A 19171-nucleotide genomic window follows, 5' to 3' on the forward strand; every position below is an offset into this window, starting at 1 on the left:
CGCGACGGGGCAAGCAAGGTTTGTTTATGCGACGGATAGCCACAGACCACGGCTAATACCCGATTGCTCCCGCATACGGCTCTGCTATCCAGCGCGGCGATGATGCAGCATCCGGCAACTCCCCGCGACCCGCTTGGCTGGTGCGCCCTTATCACCGCATTGTTCGCCGCTCTCGTCTTCTGGCGGCTCGGCACCCCTTCCCGGATCTATTTTGATGAGGTCCATTATGTGACCGCATCGCGCATCCTTGCGACGTTCGATCACATCACCAATCGCGAACACCCGCTGTTGGGCAAGGAATTCATCGCGCTGGGCATTGCCCTGTTCGGCGATCATCCATGGTCGTGGCGCGTCCTTCCCGCGATTGCCGGCATCGCGACTCTGTTCGCCTTCATGCGCGGCATGTGGTTTGCCAGCCTGTCCCGCTTTGCCACGCTGGCAAGCGGGGTGCTGCTGGCAACGGGCTTCATCCTGTTCGTCCAGTCCCGCATTGCGATGCTGGACATCTTCATGGTGAGCTTCGCCATTCTGGCGCTATGGATGGTGGCGGGCGCAGTGCGCATTCCGGGGCAGGCGCGCTGGCGGCAGATCCTTGCGGGCATCTTCATGGGGCTGGCGCTGGGCAGCAAATGGAATGCCGCACCTGTACTGATGGTGCCGGGCCTCACCTTTCTGGCCATCCGTCTGGCGCAGACCGGACCGCGCTTCCTCACCGCGACCGATGCCGGGCCGATCAGGGGCATTTCCCTGCTGGAGGCAGGCCTGTGGCTGGGCGTGCTGCCAGTGCTGGTCTATCTCGCCACATTCTGGCCCGTGTTCTTCTACGCCAAGAACCCGCTGACCATCGGCGGATATTGGGAATACCACCAGAAGATGTGGGAACTGCAGCAGCAGACGGTGAAGCCCCATCCCTATATGAGCCGCTGGTATCACTGGGTGATCGACTGGCGCCCGATCTGGTATCTCTACGAGAATGTGGACGGCGCGCAGCGCGGCGTGCTGCTGCTGGGCAACCCCTTCACCATGATCGCAGGTCTGGCCGCGGTCGGCTGGTGCGCCTTTGCCGGGGTAATGCGGCAGAACAAGGCGGCGCTGGCGATGGCGGTGCTCTATGCCGTGACGCTGGGCATGTGGATCATCGCTCCCAAGCCGATCCAGTTCTACTACCACTATTTCCTGCCCAGTTGCTTCCTGCTGGGCGCGCTGGCCGTGGCGCTGGATGCGCTGTGGCAGGCAGGCTGGCGCAAGACCGCACTGGGCGGCCTTGCACTGAGCGTGGCGATGTTCGCGGTATTCTACCCGATCATTTCTTCCGCAAAGCTCTCTGGCCCCTATGCCTATGAGCATTGGATGTGGCTGAAAAGCTGGCGCTGATCGGCCCTTTGGCAGTGCGATAAGGCCTGTCAGGCCGGAGCGTTTGCGGCAAGAAAGCCGGTCCAGCCCGCCACGCTCATGCTGGCGAGATATTCGTCCTGCATATCCTGGGTGAGCACTTCGATCATCCGCTCCCCCTCGATCCACATTTCGATCACCCCGAACAATCCGGCGCGGCTGCGATATTTTGCCGGCCAGCCCTCGCGCGCGGCAATCGCCATCACCTCATCTTGCGGCAGGCGGGTACCCATCGCGAAATGGGTGGAAAAGCCGCGCAGCCTGCCCGCGCTTTCGTCGAAGTTCCCCACCGCATCGGCATCGCCCGGAACTTCTTCCAGCACTGTGCCGCGCGGATAGACTTCCACCATCGTATTGCGATCGTCGCCTGCCATGGCGAGCCAGCTACCCTCGCTTACCGGCGGGAAAGGCGTGATCGTGCCATTGCCGAACAGTTCGGCGATGACGGAAGCGACATGGCGCGGTTCGCGCGCGTCGATTGATAGATGGAACAGCATATTCGGTTCTCCCCGTTGAGCCGCACAGGCGACTCGATGGCGGCCCTCTGACTTATGGCACAAAATGTGTCAACGGGAATTTGACACATTTTGTGCCACGTGGCAGGAGGCTGTCATGACCGATGACGGAACCATACAGGAAAAACCCTCCTCCAACGACGAGCGGATCGACGAGGCGCTGCTACAGCTTGCTGCGGAGGGCGCGCCGCTTACCCACGATGCCGTTGCGAAGATTTCCGGCGTTTCGCGCCGCACAGTGTATCGGCGCTATGCAGATCAGGTGGAACTGCGGAAGCGGCTGTGGAACCTGCTCTCCCCGCCCGGAGGCATGCCGCGCAATCTGCACGATTTGCTCGACCGGGAACTGCGTGAGACGTTCGAGAAGTTCGACCGTCAGGCTGCCGCCATGACAGTCGCCTCAGCCAGTCCGGAAGGGCGCCAGATGCGGCTGGAAATGAAGGCGGAACGGGTTGCCGCCTATTCCGCCATCTTCGGCCCGCATACGGACAGGCTGACCGAGGAACAGGCGCGCAAGGCACATGCCGCGATGCAATTGCTTTGCTGCGGCCTCGCGTGGCGGGAAATGCGGGATCAGTGGGATCTGAACGGGCCGGATGCGGCGGAGGCCTCCGCCTGGGCGGTCAAGGTGCTGATCGCCCATCTCGACCGGGAAGGGGCGCAGGCTTTTGACGTGCCCACGCCCCATTAGCGGAAATACCGGTCAGCTCAGCGCAGGGCGCGCCTTCGGCCCCGCGAGGAACCAGACGATGAGGCCCAGCAGCGGAAAGATCAGGATGCCGGCCGACCAGGCGATTTTGGCACCACCCGAAGCGGAGCTTTGCAGCACGCTGACGATGGCCCAGATATCCAGGATCAGGATGATGAAGCCGAGAAGATAGGACATGTTTATCCTCCTTTGCCGTTTACGGCGCCGCCTTGCGACGTCGACGTAAAATCAACGGCTTGGAAGGGCCAGGAGTTCCTCAGCCTGTCGGGCCGGACGAACGCCCCGTCCTGCATCGCCCTATTTGAAACGGCCCCAGACGAAGCGGCTGGACAGGGCATAGTTCCAGACCGAGCCTACCAAAATGCCGACGATGGCCGAAGGATAGGCGTGGAAGCCGGAACGGACCAATGCCGCCGCCACGCCGACATTGGCGAGCATCCCCACCGAACAGGTCAGCGCGAAACGCAGCCAGCCGCGCAGCAGCGGCCCCGCGCCCGTCAGCCTCTTGTCGGCATAGGTCAGCGCATTGTTGAGCACGAAGTTGAACGTCATCGCCACGATGGAAGCGACCGTCTGCCCAACGTCGAATTCCGTGATCCAGCGCCCGAAGACGAAGCCGTCTCCGCCAGCAAAATGCAGGAAGGTGGCCAGCACGGCCATATGCACCACCACGCCGGCCGCACCGATCGTGCCGAACAGGGCGAAGCGGGTCGGGATGATCCGCCCCAGCCATTTGTCGTAAAGGCCGACGAGGAATTCGAACACCACTGTGCGGTCCAGCTTGCTCTCGCCCTCTGCACGGGCGGCGAATTCCAGCGGGAATTCCTTGATCTTCAACGGACGGTCCACCGTAGCAAGGATGTCGAGCAGGATCTTGAAGCCCACGCCGGAAAGCCGGTGCGCATCGGCACGCAGGGTCTCGGCGCGGAGCATGAAATAGCCACTCATCGGGTCTGACAATTCAACCCCGGTCATCTTGCGCGCAAGATTATTGGCAAGGCCGGATGCCTTTACCCGGTCAGGCCGGTTCCACGCCTCGGTGCTGGCCCCTTCGCAGAAGCGCGAGGCATAGGCGACGTCGTATTCGCCGCTCTCGATTACCTCCAGCATACCCGGCAAAAGCGCGGGATCATGCTGATGATCCGCATCCATCACAGCCACCACGGGCGCTGCCGTGGCGCACATGCCTTCGATCGCGGCGCTCGCAAGGCCGCGCCGGCCGATCCGCTCGATCACCCGGATGCGCGGATCCTCCAGCGAGATCGCGCGCGCTTCGTCGGCGGTGCCATCGGGGCTGTGATCGTCGACAATCACCGCTTCCCACTCGACCCCCTGCAGCGCCGCATCGAGACGCACGACCAGCGCGCGCAGATTCGCGCGCTCATTATAGGTCGGCAGGATGACGGCGAGGCGCAGGGACATCGGGAACTAAATCAGAGACGCGCGACGACCGCAGCGCCGATTTCCGCCGTGCCGGCGCTGCCGCCAAGGTCAGCACCCTTCACACCGTCTTCCAGCGCCTTTGCGACGGCCGCTTCCACGCGGGCGGCTTCGGCTTCGAGGCCCAGCGAGTGGCGCAGCAGCATGGCTAGCGACAAGATCATGGCCATCGGATTGGCCTTGCCCTGCCCGGCAATATCGGGCGCGCTGCCGTGGATCGGTTCATAGAGGCCCTTGGTGCCATAGGCAGTCTGCTTCTCGCCCAGCGAGGCGCTGGCCAGCAGGCCGATGGAACCCACGCACATGCTGGCCTGATCCGACAGGATGTCGCCGAACAGATTGCCGGTCACGATCACGTCGAACTGGCCGGGATTGCGGACCAGCTGCATCGCGGCATTGTCCACATACATGTGGCTGAGTTCCACATCCGGGTATTGCTTGGCGATCTCGATCACCACGTCGCGCCACAGCTGGCTGGTTTCCAGCACATTGGCCTTGTCCACACTGCAAAGGCGGCCCTTGCGGCCCTGCGCCGCGCGGAAGGCGACATGGGCGATCCGCTCCACCTCATCCTCGGCATAGGACATGAAGTCATAGCCCTGGCGGCGGCCGTCATGCAGCGTGCGCATGCCCTTTTCGCCGAAATAGACATCGCCGTTCAGTTCGCGAACGATCAGCAGGTCGATCTGGCGCGCCACTTCGGGGCGCAGGGCCGACATGTCCTCAAGGCCGGGGAACAGCGTCGCCGGGCGGAGATTGGCGAAGAGGGTCAGCGCCTGACGCAGGCCGAGAATGGCCTGTTCCGGGCGCAGATGGCGTTCCAGATTGTCGCAGGAAGGATCGCCCACCGCACCGAACAGCACTGCGTCCGCAGCCTTGGCCATTTCCAGCGTTTCGGGCGGCAGCGGGTGGCCGTGCTTCTTGTAGCCAATACCGCCGACATCGCCATGCATCAGTTCCACGCCCGGCAAAGCCAGTGCGTCGAGCACGGCCAACGCCTGCTCCATGATTTCCGGACCGATGCCGTCACCGGCAAGCACAGCAATCTTCATCTATCAATCCGCCCTAATCTGTCCCGCAGAATCGCGCGCGCCGCCATAACATCGCCGCGCCGGTCGGCAAGGAGGTAGCGCTCAATCGGCGCGGAAAGTGCATCCAGCGCGGTGAGGGCCTCAGCCAGAGTCTCGCTTCGGGGTGGCCCGCCTCCGCCATATCCCAGCTCGCGCAATACCAGCGCCTCATAGGCTGCCATCGCCCCTGCCCAGCCCCGCGCGGAGGGGGCATGGCAGATGGCGTCCAGCAACGCCCCGAGCGCCTGATAGAGCGAAGGATAAGCCTGCCGCTCCGGCAGGGCCGATGCCGTAAGCGCGCAGGCCCATTGGATCGCAGCGGCTGGTAAAGGCTCGGAAAGCCAAGGCCCGCGGCTCTGCACCAGTTCCAGCCGGGCGAAGGGCAACTGACTTTCGGACTTCCAGCGCAGTTCCATGTCCACCAGATTGCCGGGGATCATCACCGGGCGCAGCGTGCGCCCCCTGCCGCCCGCGACATAGCCGGCCACCATGCCGTGCTCCTCGCTCAGCAGGCGCGCGATCACTGCAGTCTCGCCATGCGGACGGGAAGCGCAGAGGATCGCCTGGGCACGGATTTGCATAGGCGCGGTTTAGGCGGCCGAGCCGCGCCGCACAAATCTTTCGCGAACGGTCACTTATCCGTTCGGCAAGGCGGGCGGAGATGTGTATGGCGCGCGCATGGACAAGAACCCGAGTCCCGCCCCCGAGCCTTCGGCCCGGTCAGAAACATCTTCCCGCGACGACAAGCTCCACTGGATTTTGCGCTGCGGCTGGAAGGGCCTCTGCCCCTGCTGCGGCAAGGGCAAGATGTTTGCCTCGTGGCTGAAGCTCAACACCAAATGCGATGTTTGCGGCCTCGATTACCGCTTCGCCGCCCCGGATGACGGGCCGGCCTTCTTCTCGCAATGTATCGTGGCCTTCCCGCTGCTGTTCGTGGTGGTCTGGCTGGAAGTTGCGCACCACCCGCCGTTCTGGGTCCACCTGATCTTCTCGGTGCCGCTGATGATGGCGGGCTGCATCCTGCCGCTGCGCCCGATCAAGGGCTGGCTGGTGGCCTCGCAATACGTCAACAAGGCGCAGGAAGCGGGCACGGAAGGCCTATGGGCCAAGCTCCACGCCCGTGAGGAGGAAAACAGCCGGAACGAAGGCTGAGCCTGCGCGGCCAGCCTTCTCCTTCTTCGGCCTTACTTCTTCGCCTTCAGCGCTTCTTCCAAAGCGGCGAGACGTTCCGCCAGTTTTTCGTTTTCTTCCCGCGCCTTGGCGGCCATTGCCTTCACCGCGTCGAATTCCTCGCGCGAGATGAAGTCGAAGCCGCCCATGGCGCCCTTCATCCGTTCACGCGCAGCCTCGCGCGCTTCGCGGGTCATGCCCGCAAAGGTGCCGGCGGCGCTGTTCATCAGCTTGACGAAATCGGATACGATCGGGTTGTCGCTTTGCATGGCGCCTATTTGGTCCCGTGCGGCGCGGCGCGCAAGATCAGAGTTCGATCCGCTGCACCGCCCCCGAATATTCCGAGCCATCCGCATGCGGGTTCAGCACCTGCAGCTCGTAATTCAGCAGCGTCGCGAAGCAGACCCATGCCAGATAGGGCAGCAGCAGGGCCCCCGCCTGCCAGCGTACTCGCCAGAAAAGCACCAGCGTCACCAGCACCGCCACGTCGATCGCGCCCAGCAGATACAGTGCCCAGCGGATTTCATGCAGGCCGAAGAAGACTGGCGACCATGCGAGATTGAGCGCGAACTGGATCACGAAGAACACCAGTGCCGCCGTGCGCCCCCGTGCCCCCCAGGCCGCCGCAACCAGCGCCGCGGCAAGGCCCATCAGGGCGTAAAGCACGCTCCACACCACCGGGAAAGTGACCGGCGGCGGATAGATCGCGGGCTTTTCAAGCGCAGCGAACCAAGGATTATCCGCTCCGGAGCCGGAAACGGCACCGGACAGAAACCCAAGCAGCAGAACCACAGGTACGAAGAAGAGCGCCCAGCGGAAGAAACTAGCCCTCAGCTGCGCGCGCGAGGCGAGAACGGTCATGCGAACTCCGATTCGGTTGACCGGATATTGGCGGCAGGTGGCTCCGGGGGCAATCGCGCGCGTGACACTGTTCCCAAAGCGGGGCGGAACGGTGAATTTCGCTTTACGCCGGCCACCCTGCGCCCGCCCCTTACCCCCGCTGCGCGGCGATCAGGAATTCCACATTGCCTTCCGGCCCGGTGATCGGGCTTTCGACGATCCCGTCGATCTGCCAGCCATCGCCCTCCAGCCATTCGCGCACTTCGTCGCACACGCGCTGGTGCAGCGCCGGATCGCGCACGACGCCGCCCTTGCCGACCTCGCCCTTTCCCACTTCAAATTGCGGCTTGATGAGAGCGACGAGGCGGCATTGCGGCGCAGCCAGTTTCAGCGGCACTTCCAATACCTTATGCAGGGAAATGAAACTGGCATCGCAAACAACCCAGTTGCACGGCGCGTCGATCTGCTCGGGCGTGAGGATGCGCGCGCTGGTCTGTTCCAGCACGGTTACGCGCGGATCCTGCCGCAATTTCCAGGCGAGCTGGTTGGTGCCGGAATCGACCGCGAAGACCCGCTCCGCCCCCTTGGACAGCAGCACATCGGTGAACCCGCCGGTCGAGCTACCGATGTCCATCGCCACTGCGCCTGACGGGTCCAATCCGAAATGCTCAATGGCGTGGGCCAGCTTGATCCCGCCCCGGCTGACCCAGGGATGATCGCGGCCACGCACGGTCACATCGGCGTCTTCGGCGACTTGCTGCCCCGGCTTGGAGACCTTCGCCTCGCCCAGATAGACAAGGCCCGCCATCACCAGCGCCTGTGCGCGCGCACGGCTTTCCGCGAGGCCCCGGGCCACCAGCAATTGGTCGATACGTTGTTTTCCCGCCATGAACGCAGCCGATAGCGCCCAGCGCGCGCTTGAGCCAGCGCCGGGTTTAAGCCAAGGATGCCAGCGATGAAACTTCGCTGTCTTGCCGCCTGCCTGCCCGCCGCCGCACTTGGCGCCTGCGTTCCTGCCGCCGTGCCGCCCGCTCCGGCCCCGGCGCCGCTGCCCAGCCCCACGCCTGCACCGCCCCCGGTGCCAGCACCGACCCCGGCGCCGGTGCCTACTCAGGCCCATGAAAACTGGATGGACGCGCCGCGCAGCCCCGGAGACTGGTTCTACAAGAAGGTCGGCCCGTTCAGCTATGCCGTCTATGGCCGAAGCGACACCGACTTCGGCTTCGTGATGCGCTGCGATCCGGCAACTCGCACCATCTCCATCGGCCGCGTCAGCGCGCAGAGCCGCAGCCAGCCGATGCGAATCCGGGCTGAAAGCGCGGAACGCCTGCTGGACGCGCAGCCGCGCCAAGGGTCCATCGAAACCCTGCTGGCGGCTGATCTTTCAGCAAACGATGCCCTGCTTGACGCCATGGCGATCAGCAAAGGCCGCTTCGCCGTCGAAACCGGCGGAGAGCCGACGCTGTATATCCCCAGTTGGCCGGAAGTGACCCGCGTGATCGAGGATTGCCGCTAAAAGCGCGACTCGATTTGGCGATTCGTTCGCATATTTTCCGCCCGATTCTTCATTCCCGCTCTTTTGCGACGGACGGTTCAGCGTGAACCGTTCGCGCCTGACGGCGAGTCGCGCGGCGATCTGCGCCTATCCCTACAAATGCTCGAAACATCGCATTCCTGATGCCCAACCAACGGAAAGATCGGACTTATCCGTTCGCAAGGCCGTTCCTTGCCCCCATGTTTCAGGAGTTCACATGTCCAAGACAATCACGACAATGGCCGCCAGCAAGGCTGCTCTCGCCCTTCTCGCCCCTTTCGCACTGAGCGCCGCCTACGCACAGGAAGCGCCCGCTCCGGCGCCGGATGACACTGCCGCCCCGACTGAACCGGCAACGCCCGCACCGACCGAAGAGCCGACCACGACTCCCAGCGAAGATCCCGGCAATTAAGCCGTTTCTGCGCAAATCCGTCACCAACACGACCGCTTCCGCCACGCCTCGAAAGGGGTGTGGCGGTTGTCGTTTCAGCAAGGTTTTCCGGGGGTTGGGCGGGCACCGTCTGCACCTTGCCACAAGCGCTCAATTCTGACGGGGAAAAACATATTTGCAAGACTTGTGTTGCGGCGCGTCATGACTCACATTGAGGGCAAGGCACGCGAGACCGCGGGCCCAGCCGCAAAAAACGGCGACTTTGGCTCAACAGCGCGAAAGGAGGTGATCCGATGTCTCATGGTTCAGCAGGGAGGTCGGTTATTTTCCGCGCGGAGCATTATCGTTAAATCCAGCAGCAACGATAAAGGCTCCGTGAGCGGCACTTCCGGCCGCTGACCATGCGAAAACCCGCTCCCGGTCCGCCGGGGCGGGTTTTCACATATCTGGGCAAATGGCGGCGAAACTCCGCCTCCGCACCCGTTACAATGGCAACTTTACTCGCACTTGCACCGCCTGCGGATTTAGGTTTAACCGCCCGGATCAACCGGAGTTAAACCTTCCCATGGCCGATTTTCCCGCCGTCGAATTCAATCGCCTGCCTCACCCGGCCCCCATGGGGCTGGCGGAACGTAACAGCGCCCTCGCCAATCCCGGCTTCGGCACCCTGTTTTCGGACCACATGGTATCGATTGACTGGACCGACGGGCTGGGCTGGCACAATGCGAAGGTAGGCCCGCGCGAGCCGATCCTGCTCGATCCCGCTGCCGCCGTTCTGCATTACGCGCAGGAAATCTTCGAAGGGCTGAAGGCCTATCGCCTGTCGGACGGTGGCACTGCCCTGTTCCGCCCCGATGCCAATGCCCGGCGCTTCAACGAATCCGCCAAGCGCCTTGCCATGCCGGAAATCCCGGAAGAAACCTTCATCGGCGCCGTGCGCGAACTCGTCGCCGCCGATGCGGACTGGTTCCCCAGCGTGGAAGGCGGCTCGCTCTATCTGCGCCCCTTCATGTTCGCTTCGGAACCCTTCCTGGGCGTGCGCCCGGCCAAGCAGTACAAGTTCCTGGTGATCGCCAGCCCGGCGGGCAATTACTTCAAGTCGGGCGCGCCTGCCGTCTCGATCTGGGTGTCGAGCGATTATACGCGCGCGGCCCCCGGCGGCACCGGTGCAGCCAAGTGCGGCGGCAATTATGCAGCCAGCCTTGTTCCGCAGGCAGAAGCCATTGCCCGCGGGCACGATCAGGTCGTGTTCCTCGATGCGGCAGAGCATAAATATATCGAGGAACTGGGCGGCATGAACCTGTTCTTCGTGTTCGAGGACGGGCGCATGGTCACCCCGCCGCTGACCGGCACGATCCTGCCCGGCATCACGCGCGACAGCCTGCTGGCCCTCGCCCGCGAGGAAGGCCTTACGGTGAGCGAGGAACGCTATTCGCTCGATCAATGGCGTGCCGACGCCGAAAGCGGCAAGCTGGTTGAAACCTTCGCCTGCGGCACGGCTGCGGTGGTTACTCCGGTGGGCAAGGTCGCTGGCCATGATGGCGAATTCACCATCGGTTCGGGCGGCCCCGGCCAGATGACGAGCAAGCTGCGCGAGAAGCTGGTGGGCATCCAGCGCGGCACCGTGCCTGACACCCATGGCTGGGTAACCCGGCTGGACTGAGCGGAACCGCCCCGGTGGCTGACATGCCCGAGGAAACTTCTCTGCCGGTCTGCGTCGCGGCGCTCTACCAGTTCACGCCCTTCGCAGACCACAAGGCCCTGCGCGAACCGCTGCTCGCCCTGTGCGAAGAGCTGGGCGTAAAGGGCACCCTGCTGCTGGCGCATGAGGGCATCAACGGCACCATCGCGGGCAGCGACAATGCGATTGCCCGCGTGATCGGCCATGTCCGCGCCCTGCCCGGCTGCGCGGGGCTGGACGTCAAATATTCCCGCGCCCCGGCCATGCCCTTCCACCGCATGAAAGTGCGGCTGAAGAAGGAAATCGTCACTATGGGCGAGCCGGATATCGATCCGCTCGCCAACGTGGGCACCTATGTCCCGGCGGAAGACTGGAACGCGCTGATCAGCGATCCCGAAACCATCGTGATCGACACGCGCAACGATTACGAGGTGGCCGTGGGCAAATTCCACGGCGCGATCGACCCGCAGACCGCCACTTTCCGCGATTTCCCCGCCTGGTTCCGCGCCGAGCGCGAGCGCCTGCTGGGAGAAGGCAAGGCGCCCAAGGTGGCGATGTATTGCACCGGCGGCATCCGCTGCGAGAAATCCACCGCCTTCCTCAAGGCCGAGGGTGTGGAAGAGGTGTTCCACCTCAAAGGCGGCATCCTCAAATATCTGGAAACCGTGCCCGCCGAAGAAAGCCTGTGGGAAGGCGAATGCTTCGTCTTCGACCAGCGCGTTACCGTCTCCCACGGCCTCGCGCCGGGCAGCTACGACCTATGCCACGCCTGCCGCCGCCCGGTGAGCGCGGAAGACAAAGCCTCGCCGCTCTATGTTGAGGGCGTCAGCTGCCCCGCCTGCCACGCCGAACGCGACGAGGAACAGCGCGCCAGCTACGCCGAACGCCACCGCCAGGAACTACTCGCCCGCGCAAGGGGTGAAGCGCATGTGGGCGCGAGCTTCGGGGTTGAGGGTTAGGCGGCGGGCACTCTTTCCTGCCAGACTTTTCGGACGAACAATCAGGCAATTATGCTTCAGTTTGACTGGGAAGAAGTTGAAGGTGCTACCGTGGCAGGCGTGTTTGCCAAGGGGGCGCGCTGCCTTGATGACGGCAGTCTTGAATGCAAAGAGCTTGCATTGAAGCTGGACTCCTCCGCTGTGATCCTGAGGGTGAACCCGGATACCGATGAGGTGATAGTCACACTTGAACCGTTCGACGGTGCAGTTGAGGGATGGCAGACGCTTCCGCAACTACAAGGTGCCGTGTCCCACAAGCTTGGCTGGTGCTGGATAGGACGAAATTTTCGCGGCTATCTGGATTGCTTCTCGTTCGCGTTAGATGGAATCGATCCCGCCTACAGTTTCACAGGAATAGCTTCCGCGCTCCATTGCATGCGAATTACGTCGATAGCAGGCTGAACGGCCACGCCCGCGGCGAGGCGCATGTGGGCGCGAGCTTCGGGGTTGAGGGTTAGGCGGCGGAGCTAAGGGTCGAACAAGGCTCCTTTTCCGCAATCACCCCGCCCGCTCGTCCTGAGCCTGTCGAAGGACACGCGCTGCCATTTGACCATTGAGCAGCTCCGTCGCCTTCTCAGCGCGAACTGGCCCAGCTGGATTTTTCCCGGAACTACCGTCGCGCGTGTCCTTCGACAGGCTCAGGACGAGCGGATGTTGGAGTATCCCGCACACATTCGAACCCGTCAGCTTTCGTTTGCCTCAAGGCGACGTTCAACCGGCAGGAATGGGGTGGAAACCTGCCGTCCGTCTCCTCATTCAATTCGGTCGAATGGAATGATGCCCATTTCTTCAAGGAGCATACGCTGAGCATCGGCGTAACGGTGCGCAAATGCCTCTCTTTCAGCCTTTGGCCTCGCAAAGTAGTCCCGCTCCAAACTCTCCCAAACACCCCCTTTGGCCGCTGGCTCTTCAACCTTTGACAACCAGTCGAACCAATGGCCAATCTCATGCAGAAGGGTTCTGTGGAGCTGGGTGTTTCGTGCAGACGATGCTGTCACGGAAATGCTGAATTTCCGCCCTAATCTCTGAACATCATGCCCATCGGCCCGAAGTCGGTCCAATTCCAGGCTATCATCTTGATCTAATGATGTGCTCCAGATCAGGGGCTTGCTGACCTGGATTGCGTCGAGAAAGATCACCGGCCCCTTCGCAAGGGGTCTCCCCTGAGCAGTCGCTATTTCGGAGTAGTAGAGCAGCCGGCCCCAGACAGGGGACAGGATGAGTTGTTTGCGTGTAGGTTGACGAAAAACAAACGTCTGTAATCCGGCCCAGTCACTTTGAGGCAATGCCTTGAGAACACGCGCTACATCGTCAACTGTGCAAGGATGGATGCAGTCCAGAGTATTCGTTTCGATGATAAAGCGAACCGTTCGGTCAGCAATTACGCGATCTTCCACACAGTGATCACCAATCCGATCAAGCCAGTAAAGACCATCAGTCCTACTGGGGATCACAAGTGCATTGTTCTGGCCATGCCCCTGCTTCGCTGTGCCGATGTTTCGGTTGCGGCGTGTCGAATTCCGATGCGAATGCATAATCATCCAATGCCATAGGCTGTGCGCTGGGCCAACGGCGGCTTTGTTGTCGTGTCCGGAATGGCGGCATTCGGCAAGATTGGGATGGGAAGCGGAAATCACTATACTCGTCATGCTGAACTTGTTTCAGCATCCATCTCTTCCCCCAAAACTACGGCCAAATCTGGAGAAATATATCCTGGAAGCGATGCTGTGCTTGCACAAACAAGTTCAGGATGACGGGGGCGAGAAATCACTTTCCTACATCGTGGCAAATGGCGTTTATCCTGCTCGATGCCTTACCTCGCTACGCCCCTCCCCGCCTCCCTCCGCCTCCCTCCGCCCGGTCTGGAAAGGTCGGCTGGAACGGCCACAAAAAAGCAAAAACGAAAGGTCACACTCCGCCGCGCGCCTGATGCCGAAAAACGGCTCGAAACTGCGGCACACAGGGGGTGTTACACAAGAGGTTTCGAGGGTCGTTCCGTGTAACACCAAAGGTGACACGCTCGCCCGAACCGGCCCGCCTAGATCGCCTGCCCCGCCGCCTTCGCGCTGGCCCAGGCCCATTGGAAATTATAGCCGCCCAACCAGCCGGTCACGTCCACTGCCTCGCCAATGGCATAGAGGCCCGGCAGCTTGCGCGCTTCTAAGGTCTTGGAGGAAAGCTCCGCCGTGCTGATGCCCCCGATGGTTACTTCGGCCTTGGCGAAACCTTCGCTGCCATTGGGCCGGAAGCGCCAGTCAGCCAGCCTCCGCGCGGCCTCAGCCAGTGCCTTGTCGGACAGATTGCCGAGTTCCCGCTCCAGCCCCAGCTTCTCGGCCAGCACCGTGGCCAGCCGGTCAGGCAGATATTCGCCCAGCACACTGCGCAGGCCAGCGCGCGGGCGGGCGCGCTTGGCGTCTGCCAGCCAGCCTTCGCCAAGATCAGGCAGAAAATCGATGCCCACTTCCTCGCCGCGCCGCCAGAAGGAGGACACTTGCAGGATCGCCGGACCGGACAGCCCGCGATGAGTGAACAAAGCCGCCTCGCGAAAGGCAGCCTTGCCGCAGCGCGCGATCACTTCGGCCGAAACGCCGGAAAGCTCGCGGAACAGGGCTTCGTCCCCCGGCAAGGTGAGGGGCACCAGCGCGGGGCGCGGTTCCACCACCTTGAGGCCGAATTGCCGGGCGAGATCATAGGCAAAGCCACTCGCGCCCATCTTGGGGATCGACGGGCCGCCCGTGGCGATCACCAGTGCGGGCGCGCTTGCCGTCTCGCCCCCGGCAGTGACGCGAAAGACCCCATCGGCGTGGGAAACCTCACTCACCGGCGCGTTGCAGCGCAATTCCACTCTGCCCTTGGCGCATTCCGCCAGCAGCATATCCACGATCTGCCGCGCGGAGCCGTCGCAGAAGAGCTGGCCCAGCGTCTTCTCGTGCCAGGCGATGCCGTAGCTATCGACCAGCGCGAGAAAGTCCTGCGGCGAATAGCGGCCCAGCGCCGATTTGGCGAAATGCGGGTTCTGCGAGAGATAGCGATCCGGCGCGGTGTGGATATTGGTGAAATTGCACCGCCCGCCGCCGGAAATCAGGATCTTCTTACCCGGTGCATCGGCATGGTCGAGCAGCAGCACCCGCCTGCCGCGTTGCCCGGCCGTGGCTGCCGCCATCATGCCGGCCGCGCCAGCCCCCAAAATGATTGCATCGAATTCACCGGCCATGGCAGTGCCCCTAGCGGGCGCGCGGCCCGCCGCCTAGGCCCCCAGCCGGATCACACTGCCGGTCAGGCGTTCCACTTCAGCCATGTCGTGGCTGACATAGAGGACCGGCAAGGCCAGCTCATCGCGGATACGTTCCACCACGCGCAAAATCTCCTCACCCCGTGCGGCATCGAGCGAGGTGAGCGGTTCGTCCATCAGCAGGAATTTCGGCGCGGAAAGCAGGGCGCGCCCGATGGTGACCCGGCGCACTTCCCCGCCCGAAAGCGTGGCAGGCGGCCGGTCGAGCAGGTGGCCGATGCCCAGAAAATCGACCACTTCATCCTGAGTGATCCAGCGTTCCTCCGGCGCATGCAGCTTCTCGCCATAAGCAAGGTTGGCCGCCACATTCATATGCGGGAACAGCCGCCCTTGCTGGAAAACATAGCCGACGCGGCGTTTTTCCGGCGCCAGGTTTATCTTCAGCGCGGAATCGAACAGCACCCGCCCGCCGACCACGATCCGCCCGCTTTCCGGCTTCAGCAGGCCCGCGATGCAATTGAGCGTTGTCGTCTTGCCCGCGCCGGACGCGCCTGTCAGCGCCGTGAGCGGCGCGTAAGAGACCGCGTTCAGATCAATCCGTATATCGCCGATCCGGCGGGCCAGCTTGATCTCGAAACAGGGTTCAGAGGACATGGCCGCCCCCCTGCCCCAGCCGCGCCCCACTGCGGCGCACCAGCCATTCGCTGGCAACCAGCGCCGCGATGGACAGACCGACCGAGATCAGCGCCAGCCGCGTCACCATCTCTTCCCCGCCCGGCATTTGCAGGCCGGTGTAGATCGCCAGCGGCAAGGTTCGCGTCTCGCCCGGAATGTTGGAGGCGAAAGTGATCGTGGCACCGAATTCGCCGATAGAGCGCGCAAAGCCCAGCACGCAGCCGGCCAGAATGCCCGGAACGGACAATGGCAGCGTCACCGTGGCGAAGGCCCAGAGCGGCCTTGCGCCCAGAGTGCGCGCTGCTTCTTCCAGCCGTCGGTCCACAGCCTCGATCGAAAGCCGGATCGCGCGGACCATCAGGGGCAACGCCATAATCGCCGCCGCCAGCGCCGCGCCGGTCCAGCGGAACACCAGCACAATGCCCAGATATTCCTCCAGAAAGGCCCCTGCCGGCCCGTTGCGGCCGAACAGGATCAGCAACAGCCAGCCGGTCACTACCGGGGGGACGACCAAGGGCAAGTGGACCAGCGCATCGAGCAGCAGGATGCCGGGAAAACGCTTCCGCGCGAGCAGCCAGGCCAGCCCATATGCCACGGGCAAGGTGGCCGCCATCGCCACCAGACTGACCTTCAGCGACAGGCCGACAATCGCCCATTCCGCCGCACTCAGCATGGAGAAATGCCCTGCGGCGTCAATTGGCGCCGGGTGGCGTAAAGCCGTGACGTTCGAAGATCGTCATTGCTGCGCCGCTTGCCAGAAATTCGCGGAATGCAGCCGCCTCCGGGTTCGTGGATGCCTTGATCTGGCCAATCGGATAGAGGATCGGCGGATGGCTGTCAGCCGGGAAGGTGGCGATAATGCGCACCTTGTCGCTCGCCATGGCATCGCTGCCATAGACAACGCCCAGCGCCGCCTCGCCCCGTTCCACCAGCGCAAGTGCCGCGCGGACGTTCTCGGCCTGCACGATCTTGCCTTCGACATCGCCCCACAGGCCAAGACTGGCCAGAGCAGCCTTTGCATATTTCCCCGCCGGAACTGCCTCAGGATCGGCCAGAGCCAGCGGCCCCTTGCTCAGGGCCACGAGAAGGCCGGGACGGTCTGCGAGATCGAAGCGGGCATCGCTCGCCGCAGGCTTGATCAGCACCAGGCTGTTGCCCAGCAGGGTCCTGCGCGTGCCGGGTTCGATCAACTTTTCATCTTCCAACGTGTCCATCCACTCTTCGTCGGCGGAAATGAACAGGTCCGCCGGGGCGCCTTGCTGCACCTGTCGGGCGAGCGCGGAAGTGGCGGCAAAGCTCAGCACCGGGCGCGGATGGCCTTCCTTTGCCCAGGCGTCTGCGGCTTCTTCCAGCGATTCCTGCAGGCTCGCGGCAGCCAACACGATGGGGCCGCCAGCCTCTTCCTTCTGCGCCCCGGAACAGGCCGTGAGAATTGCAGCGGCAAAGATCGGAAGGAGGCGGACAAAAATGCGCTGCATAGCTGGCTTTCGGTTGACGCGAACGCGTCCGCCTATGCTATATACACCGCGATATAGCAAGGCAGGAGCATGTTCTTGGTTCCCCGTTCCATGATTACCGTTGCCATGGTGGCATTCGTTTCCGTCGCTTCGGCATCTCCTGTCTGGGCGGCCGAGGATAAGTGGCAGCCCCCTGCCTGCGACGCACCCGTGCCCGTTCCGGCAGAATGGAGCGGCTGGGAAACCCCCTCCTCCGCGCCTGACAGCGGCGAGATCGCTGTCGGAACCGCCTGGAACTTCGCGCTCGCCCCCGTCTCCGAAGTGGCGCTGACCGGGTTCGACGGCAAGGAACTGCCCGAAGGCAGCATGGGCGCAGTACTGACCTTCTCGGCGCCAAGTGCGGGCACTTATCTCATCACCGTGGCCGACCCGATGTGGATCGATGTGATCGGCGCAAAGGGCGTGGTCGAATCTTCCGCCCATGGCCACGGGCCGGATTGTTCGGGCATTGGCAAGATCGTCCACTTCCCGCTGCAACCCGGAACCTATCGCATCGAGCTTTCAGCCGCGCAGGTGGATGCCAGCCGGCTGATGATAAAGGCGCCCTGACGGCTGCAATTCACCGCGCAATCGGCTACTCTCCCACCGGACAGGCGGGAGAGCGCAGATCGTTACCCTAAAGCTGAAGCTGCAGATTTATCTGGGCGACGAGATCGCGATGGGGCCGGGCAAGGCCGATCTGCTCGACGCGATCGAAGCGAGCGGGTCTATTTCCGCCGCCGCGCGTTCCATGGGCATGAGCTACCGCCGAGCCTGGTTGCTGGTGGACGCCATGAACCGCTGCTTTGCCAAGCCTCTGGTGGAAACACATCCCGGCGGCGGACAGCAAGCCGGAGCTAAAGTCACCGAACTGGGTCGCGACATCCGAGAGGCCTATCGCAAAGTCGTGGAAATGGCTGAAAATGGCGCTCAGGGCGAGGCGCTCGACATGCTGACACGGGCACTCAAAGCCTGAAAACCGCATCTTGGCGCGCCCCAAGCAAAGCATCGCTTGCCCTCGCGCCCCTGCAGTCCCATCTAACGCGACAGAGTCAACAAACCCCCTCGCAGGAGAGCCGCGCCATGTCCGACGACACCTATACTCCGCCCAAGGTCTGGACCTTCGATCCCGAGAATGGCGGCCAGTTCGCCGGCATCAACCGCCCGACCGCCGGCGCGCGCGAAGATCATGTGTTGCCGGAGGGAGATCACCCGTTCCAGCTCTATTCGCTCGGCACTCCTAACGGGGTGAAAGTCACCATCATGTTCGAAGAACTGCTGGAAGCGGGCTTTTCCGATGCCGAATACGATGCCTGGTTGATCAAGATCTTCGAAGGCAATCAGTTCTGGTCCGGCTTCGTGGACCTCAATCCGAATTCGAAGATCCCTGCCCTACTCGACAAGTCCGGACCGGAGCGGTTCCGCGTGTTCGAATCCGGCTCGATCCTGCTGCACTTGGCCGAGAAGTTCGACTACCTCCTGCCCAAGGCCCAGCCCGCCCGCGCCGAAACGCTGAGCTGGCTGATGTGGCAGATGGGTAGCGCGCCTTCGATGGGGGGCGGCTTCGGGCATTTCTATGTCTACGCCCCGGAACGCTACAAATACCCGATTGACCGCTATGCGATGGAAACCAAGCGCCTGTTCGCGGTGGCCGATATGCAGCTTGCCAGGACCGAATATCTTGCGGGCAGTGATTACACGATCGCCGACATCGCCGCCTACACCTGGCTGGGAAACCTCTATCACGGCGCCTATAATCGCTGTGACATTTTCCTCAGCCTCGACGAGTATGAAAATGTCGGCCGCTGGATCCGCGCAATCGACGCGCGTCCGGGCGCCATCCGTGGCCGGCTCGTCAATACGCAAGCGATGGCCGAACGCCATTCGGCCGCGGATTTCGAGGCACTGGACCAGTCGCTGTTCGATCCGATCCGCAAGCGCCCCGATCTCCTCTGAGGAAGGACGGGTATAGCACCTTGCGCATGGGCGAGGCCCCGCTATAGGGGCGCCTCACCCATGCGCCCGAGA

Annotated in this window: 23 protein-coding genes and 1 pseudogene; 11 read left to right on the top strand and 13 right to left on the bottom strand. The window is 63.1% G+C overall.

The features are described from left to right. Positions 1–99: 99 nt before the first annotated feature. The gene (locus tag SZ64_RS07655) at positions 100–1374 is read left to right on the top strand and encodes a phospholipid carrier-dependent glycosyltransferase (protein WP_054530270.1); all 1275 of its coding nucleotides are present in this window, start codon (positions 100–102) and stop codon (positions 1372–1374) included. Between the two features lie 29 nt (positions 1375–1403). Here SZ64_RS07655 and SZ64_RS07660 read toward each other — a convergent pair whose 3' ends face one another. Next, on the bottom strand, positions 1404–1889 hold the full coding sequence (locus tag SZ64_RS07660) for a hypothetical protein (protein ID WP_054530271.1): 486 nt from the start codon (positions 1887–1889) through the stop codon (positions 1404–1406). A 115-nt stretch (positions 1890–2004) separates the two neighbouring features. Here SZ64_RS07660 and SZ64_RS07665 point away from each other — a divergent pair, with 115 nt between their 5' ends. Beyond that, positions 2005–2598, top strand: coding sequence for a hypothetical protein (locus SZ64_RS07665; RefSeq protein ID WP_054530272.1), 594 nt, complete (start codon positions 2005–2007; stop codon positions 2596–2598). A gap of 12 nt (positions 2599–2610) precedes the next feature. On the opposite strand, the pseudogene SZ64_RS07670 reads toward SZ64_RS07665, so the two are convergent. The 4 genes and pseudogenes from SZ64_RS07670 to SZ64_RS07685 all read right to left on the bottom strand — a co-directional run. Then, a pseudogene (locus SZ64_RS07670) lies at positions 2611–2808 on the bottom strand (PLDc N-terminal domain-containing protein); the annotation flags it as partial. Between the two features lie 105 nt (positions 2809–2913). Then, entirely contained in the window at positions 2914–4038 is a 1125-nt protein-coding gene (locus tag SZ64_RS07675) for a glycosyltransferase family 2 protein (RefSeq protein ID WP_054530274.1), read from the bottom strand. Positions 4039–4049: 11 nt separating this feature from the next. Continuing rightward, positions 4050–5108, bottom strand: coding sequence for a 3-isopropylmalate dehydrogenase (leuB, locus tag SZ64_RS07680; RefSeq protein ID WP_054530275.1), 1059 nt, complete (start codon positions 5106–5108; stop codon positions 4050–4052). Continuing rightward, positions 5105–5707 carry a recombination protein O N-terminal domain-containing protein gene (locus SZ64_RS07685; RefSeq protein ID WP_054530276.1) on the bottom strand — a complete coding sequence of 201 codons (603 nt, stop codon included), beginning with the start codon at positions 5705–5707 and terminating at the stop codon, positions 5105–5107. The genes leuB and SZ64_RS07685 overlap by 4 nt, the downstream gene beginning before the upstream one ends. Positions 5708–5804: 97 nt before the next feature. On the opposite strand from SZ64_RS07685, the gene SZ64_RS07690 reads away from it, so the two are divergent. Further along, entirely contained in the window at positions 5805–6278 is a 474-nt protein-coding gene (locus SZ64_RS07690; protein ID WP_054532152.1) for a DUF983 domain-containing protein, read from the top strand. A gap of 32 nt (positions 6279–6310) precedes the next feature. Here SZ64_RS07690 and SZ64_RS07695 read toward each other — a convergent pair whose 3' ends face one another. The 3 genes from SZ64_RS07695 to SZ64_RS07705 all read right to left on the bottom strand — a co-directional run bounded on the left by SZ64_RS07695 (position 6311) and on the right by SZ64_RS07705 (position 8025). Continuing rightward, positions 6311–6565 carry an accessory factor UbiK family protein gene (locus SZ64_RS07695; protein WP_054530277.1) on the bottom strand — a complete coding sequence of 85 codons (255 nt, stop codon included), beginning with the start codon at positions 6563–6565 and terminating at the stop codon, positions 6311–6313. A gap of 37 nt (positions 6566–6602) precedes the next feature. Beyond that, positions 6603–7157, bottom strand: a complete 555-nt coding sequence (locus SZ64_RS07700; protein ID WP_054530278.1) for a TspO/MBR family protein — start codon at positions 7155–7157, stop codon at positions 6603–6605. A gap of 130 nt (positions 7158–7287) precedes the next feature. After that, complete coding sequence (locus SZ64_RS07705) at positions 7288–8025, bottom strand: TlyA family RNA methyltransferase (protein WP_054530279.1); 738 nt, start codon at positions 8023–8025, stop codon at positions 7288–7290. Positions 8026–8091: 66 nt separating this feature from the next. On the opposite strand from SZ64_RS07705, the gene SZ64_RS07710 reads away from it, so the two are divergent. From SZ64_RS07710 to SZ64_RS07730, 5 genes are all read left to right on the top strand, one after another. Beyond that, complete coding sequence (locus tag SZ64_RS07710; RefSeq protein ID WP_156313570.1) at positions 8092–8652, top strand: hypothetical protein; 561 nt, start codon at positions 8092–8094, stop codon at positions 8650–8652. 235 nt (positions 8653–8887) lie between these two features. Next, entirely contained in the window at positions 8888–9082 is a 195-nt protein-coding gene (locus SZ64_RS07715) for a hypothetical protein (RefSeq protein WP_054530281.1), read from the top strand. Between the two features lie 544 nt (positions 9083–9626). Then, positions 9627–10724, top strand: a complete 1098-nt coding sequence (locus SZ64_RS07720; RefSeq protein WP_054530282.1) for a branched-chain amino acid aminotransferase — start codon at positions 9627–9629, stop codon at positions 10722–10724. Between the two features lie 23 nt (positions 10725–10747). Next, positions 10748–11701, top strand: coding sequence for a rhodanese-related sulfurtransferase (locus tag SZ64_RS07725; RefSeq protein WP_054530283.1), 954 nt, complete (start codon positions 10748–10750; stop codon positions 11699–11701). A 51-nt stretch (positions 11702–11752) separates the two neighbouring features. Further along, on the top strand, positions 11753–12142 hold the full coding sequence (locus tag SZ64_RS07730) for a DUF6334 family protein (protein ID WP_054530284.1): 390 nt from the start codon (positions 11753–11755) through the stop codon (positions 12140–12142). 350 nt (positions 12143–12492) lie between these two features. Here the strand turns inward: SZ64_RS07730 and SZ64_RS07735 are convergent, their stop codons facing one another. The 5 genes from SZ64_RS07735 to modA form a co-directional block, all read right to left on the bottom strand. Then, positions 12493–13377, bottom strand: a complete 885-nt coding sequence (locus tag SZ64_RS07735) for a hypothetical protein (protein ID WP_162225085.1) — start codon at positions 13375–13377, stop codon at positions 12493–12495. Between the two features lie 401 nt (positions 13378–13778). Then, positions 13779–14954, bottom strand: a complete 1176-nt coding sequence (locus SZ64_RS07740) for an NAD(P)/FAD-dependent oxidoreductase (protein ID WP_054530286.1) — start codon at positions 14952–14954, stop codon at positions 13779–13781. Between the two features lie 33 nt (positions 14955–14987). Beyond that, positions 14988–15626, bottom strand: a complete 639-nt coding sequence (locus SZ64_RS07745; protein ID WP_054532153.1) for an ATP-binding cassette domain-containing protein — start codon at positions 15624–15626, stop codon at positions 14988–14990. Beyond that, on the bottom strand, positions 15616–16320 hold the full coding sequence (gene modB, locus SZ64_RS07750; RefSeq protein WP_054530287.1) for a molybdate ABC transporter permease subunit: 705 nt from the start codon (positions 16318–16320) through the stop codon (positions 15616–15618). Before modB ends, SZ64_RS07745 begins: the two co-directional genes overlap by 11 nt. Positions 16321–16339: 19 nt before the next feature. Continuing rightward, positions 16340–17125, bottom strand: a complete 786-nt coding sequence (gene modA, locus SZ64_RS07755) for a molybdate ABC transporter substrate-binding protein (RefSeq protein WP_054530288.1) — start codon at positions 17123–17125, stop codon at positions 16340–16342. A gap of 69 nt (positions 17126–17194) precedes the next feature. On the opposite strand from modA, the gene SZ64_RS07760 reads away from it, so the two are divergent. The 3 genes from SZ64_RS07760 (at position 17195) to yghU (ending at position 19099) form a co-directional block, all read left to right on the top strand. Continuing rightward, a complete protein-coding gene (locus SZ64_RS07760) occupies positions 17195–17713 on the top strand; it encodes a hypothetical protein (RefSeq protein WP_054530289.1) in 519 nt (172 codons plus the stop codon). Between the two features lie 109 nt (positions 17714–17822). Then, complete coding sequence (locus SZ64_RS07765) at positions 17823–18119, top strand: LysR family transcriptional regulator (RefSeq protein WP_054530290.1); 297 nt, start codon at positions 17823–17825, stop codon at positions 18117–18119. A gap of 107 nt (positions 18120–18226) precedes the next feature. Continuing rightward, the gene (yghU, locus tag SZ64_RS07770) at positions 18227–19099 is read left to right on the top strand and encodes a glutathione-dependent disulfide-bond oxidoreductase (RefSeq protein ID WP_054530291.1); all 873 of its coding nucleotides are present in this window, start codon (positions 18227–18229) and stop codon (positions 19097–19099) included. The last annotated feature ends 72 nt before the right edge of the window (positions 19100–19171 follow it).

Source organism: Erythrobacter sp. SG61-1L (assembly GCF_001305965.1).
GTDB lineage: Bacteria > Pseudomonadota > Alphaproteobacteria > Sphingomonadales > Sphingomonadaceae > Andeanibacterium.